This is a genomic window from Azospirillum sp. B506 (assembly GCF_000333595.1).
Lineage (GTDB): Bacteria > Pseudomonadota > Alphaproteobacteria > Azospirillales > Azospirillaceae > Azospirillum.
This window is the reverse complement of sequence record NZ_BADK01000334.1, coordinates 1-13,115: the sequence shown is the minus strand read 5'-3', so window position 1 is coordinate 13,115 and position 13,115 is coordinate 1. Positions and strand designations below refer to the sequence as shown.

Below are 13,115 nucleotides of genomic sequence, written 5' to 3'. Positions count from 1 at the left end.
AGCCACCGCGAGTGCCGCCCAAAGGCGCCCGGGAGGACGGTCGGTAGGATGAACGGGCGGCGATGGCGCGTGGGAAAAGTGATCATCGGTCCGGAAGGTAGGCTGACGAAAGGAACGGGAGTATGCGGACTGACGCAGCGCAAGCCAAGCCGGAAGGGGCATCGGCGACACAAACTTTCGTATGCGGAGCTTGATGACGACCTAAGGACAGGCCCGCATCTCCACCGCCCGGTCGGTCACGCCCGTCCAGCCCGACAGCGGCCGGCACTCGCCCGCCATGCATAGCCGATGCTCCCCGGTGAAGCCGGATGCGGCCAGCGTGACACTGTCCTGTGGCGGCAGGGCCGGTTTCCAGACCATCCAGCCATCGGCTGTCAACCGGGCATCGGGGCCCGGCTCCATTCCCGCACCGGCACCGCGGATGCGCGCTTCCACCAGACGCAATCGGCCCGCCTCGGCGGTCCAGCTTTCCCGCCACTCCGTCTTTTCGATGGAGTGGGTCCAGGACAGGGTGAACTCCGTCCCCGGCAGCGACGCCAGCAGCGCGCCGCCGAGGGCGAACAGGCAGAGACCGCCCACCTCAGGCCGCGGCGGTCGTCGGCATGCTTCGCCGTCGGTGCTGCCACAGCACGAAGAGGACGGTCATGACGAAGGCGGCTTCGTCGGTCAGCGGCAGCGCGACGATGAACAGGAAGGACGCCGCAGCAGCATAGAGGCGGGCGACCGGCGCCAGTGGCGTCCAGAAGAAGCCGATGGTTGCGGCTCCCCACAGGGCAATGGCGACGCAGGCCTTGACGAACACATAGGCAACGGCGAGCCAGCTCCCGCCTTGCAGAACCAGGGCGGGATCGTACACCGCCATGAAGGGCACGACATAGCCAGCCATCGCCACCCGTGTGGCGATCCAGCCGATCTCCATATGGTCGGCCTTGCAGATCGACGAGGCCGCCAGCGCCGCCAAGGCGACCGGCGGGGTCAGGTCGGCCATGATGCCGAAATAGAAGACGAACATGTGGCTGACGATCAGCGGCACGCCCATGGTCAACAGGGCCGGTGCGGCGATCGATGCGGTTATGATGTAGTTGGCCGTCGTCGGCAGGCCGGTGCCCAGCACGATGCAGGCGATCATGGTCAGCACCAGCGCCGCCAGCAGATTGCCGCCCGACCAGTCGACGATGGTGGAGGCGAAGCTCGACGCCAGCCCGGTCAGCGTCATCATGCCGATCAGCACGCCGACCAGCGCACAGGCGACGCCGACGCCGACCGCGTTCTTGGCCCCGTCGGCGATGCTGTTGACCACCAGCGCCAGAGTTTGCCGGCCACCCTTGAACAGCAGGCAGGGGATGATCAGCAGCGTGACCATGGCGAATGCCAGATGTTCAGTCCGGAACCCCAACTTCCACAGCCCGGCGGCGACCAGTCCGACCACGACCCAGAAGGCGACGCGCAGCGCCATCGGCCCGATGGTGCCGACGATGGTGGTGCCGAGAATCAGCGCCGCGGTCGCGGCGATGCCGATCACGCCGGCGAACAGCGGCGTGAAGCCGGAGAACAGCAGATAGATCAGCGCCGCCAGCGGCAGGATCAGGTACCAGCCCTCCACCACCGCGCGGAGTGCGCTGGGGCATTGGTCCTTCGGCAGGCCGACGAGGTTGCGCATGCCCGCTTCGAGATGGACCATCCAGAAGGCACTGCCGAAATAGAGGATGGCGGGGATCGACGCAGCGACGGCCACCTCGCTGTAGGGTACGCCGATGGTCTCCGCCATGATGAAGGCGGCAGCCCCCATCACCGGCGGCATCAGCTGCCCGCCCATGCTGGCCGTCGCCTCCACCGCGCCGGCGAAAGCGGGGCGGTAGCCGAAGCGCATCATCAGCGGGATGGTGAACTGCCCGGTGGTCAGCACGTTGGCCACACCCGACCCGTTGATGGTGCCCATCAGACCGGACGAGATCACCGCCACCTTCGCCGGTCCGCCCTTGGCATGGCCGACGAGGCCGAGCGACACGTCGTTGAACAGCTTGATCATGCCGGCCCGTTCCAGGAAGGCGCCGAACAGGATGAACAGGAAGATGTAGCTGGCCGACACGAAGGTCGGCGTGCCGTAAAGCCCCTCGGTCGACAGATACAGGTTGTCGATCACCTGATCGAGGTCGTAGCCGCGGTGGGCAAGCCCGAAGGGCAGATGGCGGCCAAACAGGGCGTAGGGAATGAACACGCCACACATGATCGGCAGTGCCAGCCCCATGATGCGCCGCGCCGCCTCGAACACCAGCGCCACGGCGATGGTGCCGACGATCAGGTCGGTGGTGTTGGGATCGCCCGCCCGTTGGATCAGGTCGACCTCGAACACATAATGGTACAGGCCGACGCCGAAGGCGGTCAGGCCCAGCAGCCAATCGTACCAGGGAACCCGCCTGCGCTCCGCCGTGTGACGGAAGCCGAACAGGGCGAAGGTCATCAGCAGCAGGAAACCGACATGGACCGCCCGCACCACCATGGTGGATACCGGGTTGAAGGCGGCGGTCCAGATCTGGAAGGCGGAGAAGGCGACGGCGATGGCGAAGACCGCCCGCCCGTCGAACCCTTCGAATGCTGCGACCGTCGCCGGATTTTCCCGGTCGATGGCTTGGCGGATCTCGGACTCCGCCTGATTTTTCTGTGCGCTCACCACGGCTTCTCCGCCAATCCGTTTCTTACATCAGGCCCTTTTCCTTGAAGTACTTGATGGCGCCCGGATGCAGCGGGACCGGCGACTGGGTGGCGGTCTGGTCCAGCTTGATCTGCTTGGCGGCGACATGGGCGGCGGCCAGCGCATCGAGATTCTCGAACAACGTCTTCGTCATCGCATAGGCGGCATCGTCCGACACGCCGGAATGGCTGACCAGCAGGTTGCGGACGGCGGCGGTGGGCACGGCTTCCGTCTGGCCCGGATAGGTGCCGGCCGGGATCGTTTCGGTGATGTAGGCGGCGTCGCCGACCTTCTGAACGATCTCGGCAGGAATGCTGACGACGGTGATCTCCTGCGACGAGGACAGATCCTTGATCGCCGCCACGCCCAGCCCGGCGGAAATCAGCGTCGCATCGAGCTGGCGGTTCTTGATCAGGTCGACCGATTCGCCGAAGGGCAGATACTCGGTCTTGGCGAAATCCTTATAGGTCAGGCCGGCGGCGCCGAAGATGGCCCGCGCGTTCAGCTCCGTCCCCGACTTCGGTGCACCGACCGACACCCGCTTGCCCTTCAGGTCGGCGAGCGTTCTGATCCCCGATTCCTTGGCGGCAACGACCTGGATGTAGTTGGGGTAGATGGCGGCGATGGTGCGCAGCTTGTCCAGCTTCTGCTTGAAGCCGACCTCCTCGTTGCCCTTCCAGGCATCGCTCAGCGAATCGCCCAGCGTGAAGCCGATCTCGCCGCGGCCGGCCTGCAGCAGGTTCAGGTTCTCCACCGATGCCTTGGTCGCCTGTGCCGTCACCTTCGCCCCCGGCAGCGCCTTGCCGTACACGTTCGACAGCGCCACGCCCAGCGGGTAATAGACGCCGCTGGTGCCGCCGGTCAGGACGGTGATGAAGGTCTCCGCTTTGGCCGGCAGCGCGGCGAGGCCAAGACCGATGCCGAGGCCCGCGGCCATGCACAGGGCCTGGACGCGACGCTTCACAGATGGGCGGTTCATGGTGGCTCTCCCCATTCTCGTTGCTGAGCCCGGATCGTTGCCGGGCTGGTTTATTCGTGGGCCCACAGAGCGCGGGCAGCCCCAACCCACTGTAACGCGCCACAAAATTGCGCGCCAGTACGTACAATCCGACATAACGATGGTTGCCATGCCATTCTTTTGGCCAAGGCATGCACAGGCTCCTTGACCTCGACGGGCGGACACCCCCTATCCTTGTGGCGCAAGACGCCCGACCGAAGCGGACACCCCATGGCCCCGGCCCAGGGCGCCTCGACCGACAGTGACAAGTCCCAACTGCACGCCATACGACTGCAAGCCAGATTTCAGCCAGCGGGAGGAAAATCGATGTCCTGTACCGTTTCGATGACCGTCAACGGCAAGACGGTCTCACGAGAGGTGGAGGAGCGTACGCTGCTCGTCACCTTCCTGCGCGAGCATCTTGGCCTGACGGGCACCCATGTAGGCTGCGACACCAGCCAGTGCGGCGCCTGTGTCGTCCATGTCGACGGCCGGTCGGTGAAGTCCTGCACAACGCTGGCGGTCCAGGCCGACGGCGCGGCGGTGACGACGATCGAAGGGCTGGCGGCGGCCGACGGCACACTGCACCCGATGCAGGCCGCTTTCCGCGAGCATCACGGGCTGCAATGCGGCTTCTGCACGCCGGGCATGGTGATGAGCGCGGTCGATCTGGTCCGCGAGACTCCGAATCCGACCGAGGCCGAGATCCGTGAGGGGCTGGAGGGCAACATCTGCCGCTGCACCGGTTATCACAACATCGTCCGGGCGGTGAAGGCGGGAGCCGAGGCGATGGCGGGGGCGCAGCCGACGCCGGTGGCCGCCGAATAAGGGCGAAACGTCCAAAAACAGAGCAGGCATTTCCGCATCTTCAGCGTTCCTGTGGGAGGAAACACGAGATGGCGAACCCCAATGGCATCGGCGCCTCGGTGCGCCGGCGCGAAGACCAGCGTTTTCTGACCGGCCGCGGCAACTACACCGACGATTTCAAGCGCCCGAACATGACCCACGCGGTCCATGTGCGCTCCCCCTACGCCCACGCCCGTATTCTAGGCATCGACTTCGCCGACGCGGCAGCGATGCCGGGCGTGGTCGCCGTGCTGACCGGCGCCGATATGGAGGCCGACAAGGTCGGCAGCCTGCCTTGCGGCTGGCAGATCCACTCCAAGGACGGCTCGCCGATGAAGGAGCCGCCGCACCATCCGCTGGCCCGCGACCGCGTGCGCTATGTCGGCGATGCGGTGGCGGTGGTGATCGCCGAGACCCGAGAGCAGGCGCGCGACGCCGCCGAGATGGTGGTGGTCGATTACGAGGAACTGCCGGCGGTTGGATCCTCCACCCGCGCGATTGCCGGCGGCGCCCCGCTGGTCCATGACGATGCGCCGGACAATGTCTGCTACGACTGGCATCTCGGCGACAAGGCGGCGGTGGATACGGCCTTCGCCAACGCTGCCCACGTCGCGAAAATCGATCTGGTCAACCAGCGCCTGGTCCCGAACGCGATGGAACCACGGGCGGCGATGGGCGAGTACGACCAGTCCAGCGGCGAATACACCCTGACCACCACCAGCCAGAACCCGCACGTCACCCGCCTGCTGATGGGCGCCTTCGTGCTGGGCATTCCCGAGCATAAGCTGCGGGTGGTGGCGCCCGATGTCGGCGGCGGCTTCGGATCGAAGATTTTCCATTACGGCGAGGAGGCGGTCGTCACCTGGGCGGCGCGCAAGGTCGGACGGCCGGTGAAATGGACCGCCGACCGCTCGGAAAGCTTCCTGACCGACGCCCATGGCCGCGACCATGTCAGCCATGCCGAGCTGGCGATGGACGCCGACGGCAATTTCCTGGCGCTGCGCGTCTCGACGCTGGCCAATCTCGGCGCCTATCTGTCCACCTTCGCACCGTCGATCCCGACCTATCTCTACGCCACCCTGCTGGCCGGCCAATACAAGACCCCGGCGATCTATGCCGAGGTCAAGGCGGTCTTCACCAACACCGCCCCCGTCGATGCCTATCGCGGCGCCGGCCGGCCCGAGGCCTGCTATCTGATCGAACGGATCGTCGATGTGGCGGCCGGCGTGATGGGCATGGACAAGACCGAGATCCGCCGCCGCAACTTCGTACCGAAGGAGGCGATGCCCTACCAGACGCCGGTCGCCCTGCAGTACGACACTGGCGACTTCGCCAAGAACCTGGATATCGCCCTGCCGCTGGTCGACTACCCAGGCTTCCAGCAGCGCCGGGCCGAATCGAAGGCGCGCGGCAAGCTGCGAGGCATCGGCTTCGCCACCTATATCGAGGCCTGTGGCATCGCGCCCAGCAACGTTGCCGGCGCGCTCGGTGCTCGCGCGGGACTTTATGAATGTGCGGAGGTTCGTTTCCATCCAACGGGTTCGGTGACGGTCTTCACCGGTGCTCACAGCCATGGCCAGGGCCATGAGACCACCTTTGCCCAGATCGTTGCGGAGCGCTTCGGCATTCCGATCGAGAATGTCGAGATCGTCCATGGCGATACCAACAAGATCCCCTTCGGCATGGGCACCTACGGCTCGCGCTCGCTGGCGGTCGGCGGGTCGGCCCTGGTGAAGGCGATGGACAAGGTCGAGCGCAAGGCGAAGAAGATCGCCGCCCATATGCTGGAGGCCGCCGAGACCGACATCGAGGTGAAGGACGGGCGCTTCACCGTCGCCGGCACCGACAAGAGCCTGGGCATCGGCGACATCGCCCTGCAAGCCTATGTCCCGCACAACTTCCCGCTCGACGAGCTGGAGCCCGGGTTGGACGAGCAGGCCTTCTACGACCCGAAGAACTTCACCTATCCCAATGGCTGCCATGTCTGCGAGTTGGAGATCGACCCCGACACCGGCGTGACAACCATCGTCAGCTTCGCGGCGGTGGACGATTTCGGCAATGTCATCAACCCGCTGATCGTCGAAGGGCAGGTGCATGGCGGCTTGGTCCAGGGCATCGGACAGGCGCTCTACGAGAACTGCGTCTATGACGAGGACTCGGGACAGCTCGTCACCGGCTCCTACATGGACTATTGCATGCCGCGGGCGGACGATGTCCCATCCTTCACCGTGCGCTATCACGAGGACCAGCCCTGCACCCACAACCCGCTGGGCGTGAAGGGCTGCGGCGAGGCCGGGACCATCGGCGCCGCCGCCGCCGTGATGAACGCGGTGGTGGATGCCCTGTCCGACTATGGTGTCACCCACATGGACATGCCGGCGACGCCGGAAAAGGTCTGGCGGACCATCCGCGATGCTGCTCCCGCCATGGCGGCGGAATAAGACGGCCGAAGAAGAAGGAGGCTAGAGAATGTACGCGTTCACGTACCAACGGCCGACATCGCTTGCCGACGCGGCGGCCGCGATCCAGGCGGAAGAAGCCAAGCTTCTTGGCGGCGGCCAGACCCTGCTGCCGACGCTGAAGCAGCGCCTCGCCCGCCCGACCGACCTGATCGACCTCGGCGCCATTCCGGAGTTGAAGGGCATCCGCGAAGCGGATGGCGGGCTGGAGATCGGCGCCTTCACCCGCCACGCCGAGGTCGCCCATTCCGACCTCGTCAAGCGGGTGATCCCGGCGTTGGCCAGCCTCGCCGAGGGCATCGGCGACCGGCAGGTCCGCAACATGGGCACGATGGGCGGCTCCATCGCCAACGCCGATCCCTCGGCCGACTACCCGTCGGCGGCGGTGGCGCTCAAGGCGTCGGTGACCACCGACCGCCGCACCATCGCCGGCGACGATTTCTTCACTGGCATGTTCGAGACCGCGCTGGAGCCGGGCGAGATCGTCAAGTCGGTGCGTTTCTCCCGACCTGACAAGGCGGCCTATGCCAAGTTCCGAAACCCGGCCAGCCGCTACGCCATCGTCGGCGTCTTCGTCGCGAAGTTCGGCGCCGAGGTGCGGGTGGCGGTGACCGGCGCCGCCGGCTCGGTCTTCCGCGCCACGGCGTTCGAGACGGCGCTCGCTGCCGACTTCCGTGCCGAAGCGCTGAACGGCCTGTCGGTGGAGGCCGACGGCCTGAACGCCGACATCCACGCCAGCGCCGACTACCGCGCCCACCTCGTCACCGTGATGGCGAAGCGCGCGGTGGAAGCGGCGGGGTGATTTTGTCAGAAAGTCCCCTCTCCCCCCTGGGGAGAGGGTTAGGGTGAGGGGGATGCATTGTGTGGATCTCCCTGGCAATGCAAAATCCCTCACCCGGTCGGCTTCGCCGTCCGACCTCTCCCCAGGGGGGAGAGGCGGATTTGCCGGTCGGATCCCAAAGGCCTTCGATGACCACTGCCCTCCCCGCCTCCGTCGACGACACGCTGGCCCTTCTCACTCGCGGCAATTACGTCGCGGACCGTTCGCTGGCCACCGCGCTGTTCCTGGCGTTGAAGCTGAAGCGCCCGCTGTTCCTGGAGGGCGAGGCCGGCGTCGGCAAGACGGAGATCGCCAAGGTTCTATCGGCGACGCTCGGTCGCAAGCTGTTGCGGCTGCAATGCTATGAGGGGCTGGATGCCTCGTCAGCGGTCTATGAGTGGAACTACGCCCGCCAGATGATGGAAATCCGTCTGGCCGAGGCGTCGGGCGGCCAGGACCGCGAGTCTCTGGCTTCCGACCTGTTCTCCGAACGCTTCCTGGTCAAGCGGCCGCTGCTCCAGGCGCTGGAGCCGGATCTCGCCGGCCCGCCGGTGCTGCTGATCGACGAGCTGGACCGCACCGACGAGCCGTTCGAGGCCTATCTGCTGGAGATCCTGTCCGACTATCAGGTCTCGATCCCGGAATTCGGCACCGTCCATGCGCCGGAGCCGCCCATCGTCATCCTCACCTCCAACCGGACGCGCGAGATCCACGACGCGCTGAAACGGCGCTGCTTCTACCATTGGGTCGATTACCCCAGCGCCGCGCGGGAGCGGGAGATCCTTTCGGTCAAGGCGCTGCAGGCCGATGCCCGGCTGGCGGCCCAGGTGGTGGGCTTCGTCCAGACCCTGCGCGGCATGGACCTCTACAAGGCGCCGGGCGTGGCCGAGACGCTGGACTGGGCGCAGGCCCTGGTCGAGCTGAATCAGTTGGAGCTTGAGCCTTCCGTCATCAACGACACGCTGGGCACGCTGCTGAAATACCAGGACGACATCGCCCGTATCCAGGGCAGCGAGGCGGCGCGCATCCTGACCCAGGTCAAGACCGAGCTGGCCGCCACCACCGCCCGGTGAGGCCGCGATGACGGACGACGCGCCGGCCGGGCGCCTCACCCTCAACCTGATGCATTTCGCCCGTGCCCTGCGCGCCGCCGGGCTGCCGGTGGGGCCGGGCAAGGTCTTGCAGGCGGTCGAGGCGGTGGAGGTGGTCGGCCTGTCCAACCGCACCGATTTCTATTGGGCGTTGCACGCCATCTTCGTGAATCGCCACGACCAGAGCGAGCTGTTCGATCAGGCCTTCCACGTTTTCTGGCGCAATCCGGACATCCTGAAGAAGATGATGTCGCTGATGCTGCCGAAGGTGCGGACGGAGGCACCGCCCGACCAGCCGGAAATGGCGCAACGCCTTGCCGAGGCCTTGCATGGCAACGGCCGCGAACAGGAGGAGCCGGAGAGGACCGAGATCGAGGTCGACGCCTCCTTTACCGTGTCCGCCGCCGAACGGCTTCAGGACAAGGACTTCGAGAAGATGACGGGGGAGGAGATGGCGCAGGCCAAACGCCTGCTCGCCCGTCTCGCCCTGCCGCTGGCGGAGGTCACGACGCGCCGCCACCGTCCAGATCCGGCTGGGCCGCGCGTCGATCCGCGCGCCACGCTGCGGCGGATGCTGCGCAGCGGCGGCGACCTGTCGGACCTCGCCCGCAAACGCCGCCGTACCCGGCCGCCGCCGCTGGTGGTGCTGTGCGACATCTCCGGCTCGATGACCCGCTATTCGCGGATGCTGCTGCACTTCATGCATGCAGTCACCAACGACCGCGACCGGGTCCACAGCTTCGTCTTCGGCACGCGGCTGACCAACATCACCCGCCATCTGCGGCACAAGGACGTCGATGTGGCGCTGGACGCGGTATCGGCAGCGGTCGCCGACTGGTCGGGCGGCACGCGGATCGGCACCGCGCTGCACGCCTTCAACCGGACCTGGGCCCGGCGGGTGCTGGGCCAGGGGGCGGTGGTGCTGCTCATTACCGACGGGCTTGACAGGGATGCAGGGGAAGGGCTTGCGGCAGAGGCCGAACGGTTGCACAAAAGCTGTCGGCGGCTCGTCTGGCTGAATCCTTTGTTGCGCTGGGAAGGCTTCGCGCCGAAATCCTCGGGCATCCGGGCGCTGCTGCCGCATGTGGACGATTTTCTCGCGGCCCACAGCCTGAACAGCCTCGCGGATCTGGCCGGCGCCCTGTCGGCCGACGGTCCGCGTCGTAGCCCGGGCTTGCGCCGCTGGTTGAAGGAGGCGGCGGGATGAACGACACCCTGATGGCGGACAACATCGTGGAACAGGCAGCCGCTTGGCGCTCCGCCGGCCGCAGGGTGGCCCTGGCGACAGTCGTGGCGACCTGGGGCTCCTCGCCGCGGCCGGTGGGCAGCCAGATGGCGGTCGACGACCGCGGCTCCATGGCCGGTTCCGTGTCCGGCGGCTGCATCGAAGGCGCCGTCGCGCATGAGGCCGCCAAGACGATGGAGGACGGCGAACCGCGCCTGCTGTCCTTCGGCATCACCAACGAAATGGCCTGGGAAGTCGGGCTTGCCTGCGGCGGGCAGGTGCAGGTCTATGTCGAGGCCGTGGAATGAAACGCGAAATTCTTGACCGGCTGCTTGCGGCGAAGGCCGCCGCGATCCCGGCGGCTCTGGTGACCGATCTCAGCAGCGGTCTGCAGACGCTTGTTTTCGAGGACGCCGTGCATGGCGGCTTCGGGCTTGAGCCCGACCTGCTGGACGAGGTGCGGCGGCGCATCCGTCAGGACCGCTCCGGCCTGCTGGTCGATCCGCAGGACGAGGACGGCTTCCGCCTGTTCGTGCATGTCCACAATCCGGCCATGCGCCTGCTGATCGTCGGTGCCGTTCACATCGCCCAGGCACTGGCCCCGGTGGCGGCACTGACCGGCTATGACGTGACGGTGATCGACCCGCGCGGTGCCTTTGCCACCGAGGCGCGCTTCCCGGCGTGAAGCTGAACCACCTGTGGCCGGACGAGGCACTGGCGGAGCTTAAGCCCGACGTCCGCACTGCCGTGGTCACCCTGACGCATGACCCGAAGCTGGACGATCCGGCGCTGATCGCCGCCCTGCGCTCCCCTGCCTTCTATGTCGGCGCGCTGGGCAGCAAGCGGACCCACGCCCTGCGTCTGGACCGTCTGCGCGACGAGGGCCTGAGCGAAGCCGAGGTGAAGCGCATCCGCGGCCCCGTCGGGCTCTCCATCGGCGCCGTCACCCCGGCTGAGATCGCCGTTGCGATCATGGGGCAGATCACCTGTGTGCGGCGCGGGGAAAACCACCCCTGCTGAAGATGGTTTGGGAAGGGGGCGGTCACGCCCCCACCCCACACCTTCTGCCGATTGCCCAAGTCCGACCGGGCCGCCATATCCGTGGGCACACATCGTCCGTGCCCATCCGGAGCCCCCATGTTCTTCGGCCCGCTTCCCCTGTCCGATGCCGAGGGCGCGATCCTCGCCCATTCCCTGCGCCTGGGCGCCGTCGCCTTCAAGAAGGGCCGGCGGCTGTCGGCCGATGACCTTTCAGCCCTGCGCGAGGCCGGCATCGCCGAAGTGATCGCCGCCAAGCTGTCCGATGCCGATATTGGCGAGGATGCCGCCGCCACCCGCATCGCCGCCGCCGTGGCGGGCGGTGCTGTACAGGTCGCCGCCGCCTTCACCGGGCGCGTCAACCTGTTCGCCGAAGCGCATGGCCTGCTGCGTCTCGACCCGTCCCGCATCGACGCGATCAACGCCATCGACGAGAGCGTCACCATCGCCACCCTGCCCGACTTCGCCCCGGTCGAGCCCGGGCAGATGCTGGCGACCGTCAAGATCATTCCCTTCGCCGCCCCGGCCGGCGCGGTGGAACAGGCGGAGCGGATCGCCACCGACGGGCCGTCGCCGCTGGCCGTCCTGCCCTATCGCCCGCTCTCGGTTGCGCTGATCCAGACGCGCCTCCCCGGAGTGAAGGACAGTGTGCTCGACAAGACCGTCACCGTGACGCGGGAGCGGGTCGAGGCACTTGGCGGCACCCTGATCCATGACGCCCGCTGCGCCCATGACGAGAGGGCGCTGGCGGACCAGATCGCCGGGGCGCCGCCGGCCGACCTGCTGCTGATCGCCGGCGCCTCGGCCATCACCGACCGCCGCGACGTGCTGCCCGCCGCCATCGAGCGGGCCGGCGGCGTGGTTGAGCATTTCGGCATGCCGGTCGATCCCGGCAATCTGCTGCTGCTGGCCCGGCGCGACGGCAAGCCGGTGCTGGGCCTGCCGGGCTGCGCCCGCTCGCCCAAGCTGAACGGCTTCGACTGGGTCTTGCAGCGCATCGCCGCCGGAATTCCGCCCGGCCGGGCCGAGGTGATGCGAATGGGGGTCGGCGGTCTGCTGGCGGAGATCCCGACGCGCCCGCTGCCGCGCGCCGGCGTTTCGACGGAAACGCCGCGGGCACCGCGCGTCACCGCCCTGGTGCTGGCAGCCGGCCGGTCCAGCCGCATGGGACCGACCAACAAACTGCTGGCGGAGGTCAACGGCATGCCGCTGGTCGCCCGCGCGGTCGATGCGGCTCTGGCCTCGCAAGCGGCGACGGTCATCGTCGTCACCGGCCACCAGGGGGAAAGCGTGGCCCGGGCGCTGGCCGACCGCCCGGTGACCTTCGTCCACAACCCGGCCTTCGCCGAGGGTCTCAGCAGTTCGCTGCGTGCCGGTCTGGCGGCGGTGCCCAGCGAGGCGGATGCGGTGGTGGTGTGCCTGGGCGACATGCCGCGGGTCGCGTCCGCCGTGATCGACCGGCTGGTCGCCGCCTACAGCCCATTGGAAGGCCGCGCCATCTGCATCCCCACCACCCATGGCAAGCAGGGCAACCCGGTGCTGTGGGACCGTGCCTTCTTCACCGAGATGGCCGCGCTGACCGGCGATTCCGGGGCGAAGCGGCTGATCGGCCAGCATGCCGACCGGCTGTGCGAGGTGCCGGTCGATGATGCCGGCATTCTCTACGACGTCGATACCCCCGACCTGCTGGCCCGCTTCACCGAAACGGCCGGCGCCTGAACGATCAGCGCGCCAGATCCAGCCAGCGCCGGGTCATCGCGCGGGTGAAGCGCTCCGCCACCGGCAAATGGGTGGAGATTGCGTCCTCCAGCCCGTGCAGCATCCCCGCATTGCTCTCGCGCGCTTCCTCCCGGATACGCGACGCCCAGCCGCGCAGGATGTCGCCGGTGGCTTCGGGGTGGAACTGGAAGGCGTAAGTGGCACGGGCCGAGGCGAAAGCCTGACGGT

General features: G+C 67.5%; 10 protein-coding genes and 2 pseudogenes. 8 read left to right on the top strand and 4 right to left on the bottom strand.

The window, feature by feature from the left end; translation table 11 throughout:
* Positions 1 to 201: 201 nt before the first annotated feature.
* The 3 genes from I71_RS10265 to I71_RS10255 are packed head-to-tail and all read right to left on the bottom strand — an operon-like array spanning position 202 to position 3,671.
* Positions 202 to 579: a DUF1850 domain-containing protein gene (locus I71_RS10265; protein WP_042694560.1), complete on the bottom strand. Its 378-nt coding sequence runs from the start codon at positions 577 to 579 to the stop codon at positions 202 to 204.
* 1 nt (position 580) lies between these two features.
* Positions 581 to 2,671: a TRAP transporter permease gene (locus tag I71_RS10260; protein WP_049976027.1), complete on the bottom strand. Its 2,091-nt coding sequence runs from the start codon at positions 2,669 to 2,671 to the stop codon at positions 581 to 583.
* Positions 2,672 to 2,696: 25 nt separating this feature from the next.
* Entirely contained in the window at positions 2,697 to 3,671 is a 975-nt protein-coding gene (locus tag I71_RS10255; RefSeq protein WP_042694558.1) for a TAXI family TRAP transporter solute-binding subunit, read from the bottom strand.
* 345 nt (positions 3,672 to 4,016) lie between these two features.
* Here I71_RS10255 and I71_RS10250 point away from each other — a divergent pair, with 345 nt between their 5' ends.
* From I71_RS10250 to I71_RS10215, 8 genes and pseudogenes are all read left to right on the top strand, one after another.
* A complete protein-coding gene (locus I71_RS10250) occupies positions 4,017 to 4,517 on the top strand; it encodes a (2Fe-2S)-binding protein (protein ID WP_042694556.1) in 501 nt (166 codons plus the stop codon).
* Between the two features lie 68 nt (positions 4,518 to 4,585).
* Positions 4,586 to 6,976, top strand: a complete 2,391-nt coding sequence (locus I71_RS10245; RefSeq protein WP_042694554.1) for a xanthine dehydrogenase family protein molybdopterin-binding subunit — start codon at positions 4,586 to 4,588, stop codon at positions 6,974 to 6,976.
* A 28-nt stretch (positions 6,977 to 7,004) separates the two neighbouring features.
* Positions 7,005 to 7,796 carry a xanthine dehydrogenase family protein subunit M gene (locus tag I71_RS10240; protein WP_042694552.1) on the top strand — a complete coding sequence of 264 codons (792 nt, stop codon included), beginning with the start codon at positions 7,005 to 7,007 and terminating at the stop codon, positions 7,794 to 7,796.
* 167 nt (positions 7,797 to 7,963) lie between these two features.
* Entirely contained in the window at positions 7,964 to 8,887 is a 924-nt protein-coding gene (locus I71_RS10235; protein WP_042694549.1) for a MoxR family ATPase, read from the top strand.
* A 7-nt stretch (positions 8,888 to 8,894) separates the two neighbouring features.
* Positions 8,895 to 10,112, top strand: coding sequence for a VWA domain-containing protein (locus I71_RS10230; RefSeq protein ID WP_042694548.1), 1,218 nt, complete (start codon positions 8,895 to 8,897; stop codon positions 10,110 to 10,112).
* The gene (locus I71_RS10225; RefSeq protein ID WP_199902155.1) at positions 10,109 to 10,438 is read left to right on the top strand and encodes an XdhC family protein; all 330 of its coding nucleotides are present in this window, start codon (positions 10,109 to 10,111) and stop codon (positions 10,436 to 10,438) included. Before I71_RS10230 ends, I71_RS10225 begins: the two co-directional genes overlap by 4 nt.
* Positions 10,435 to 11,150 (top strand): annotated as a pseudogene (locus tag I71_RS10220) (XdhC family protein). The gene I71_RS10225 and the pseudogene I71_RS10220 overlap by 4 nt, the downstream one beginning before the upstream one ends.
* Before the next feature lie 117 nt (positions 11,151 to 11,267).
* Positions 11,268 to 12,887 (top strand): NTP transferase domain-containing protein, encoded by a 1,620-nt coding sequence (locus tag I71_RS10215; RefSeq protein WP_042694546.1) that lies wholly within the window; start codon positions 11,268 to 11,270, stop codon positions 12,885 to 12,887.
* Between the two features lie 4 nt (positions 12,888 to 12,891).
* Here the strand turns inward: I71_RS10215 and I71_RS10210 are convergent.
* A pseudogene (locus I71_RS10210) lies at positions 12,892 to 13,115 on the bottom strand (type 1 glutamine amidotransferase); the annotation flags it as partial.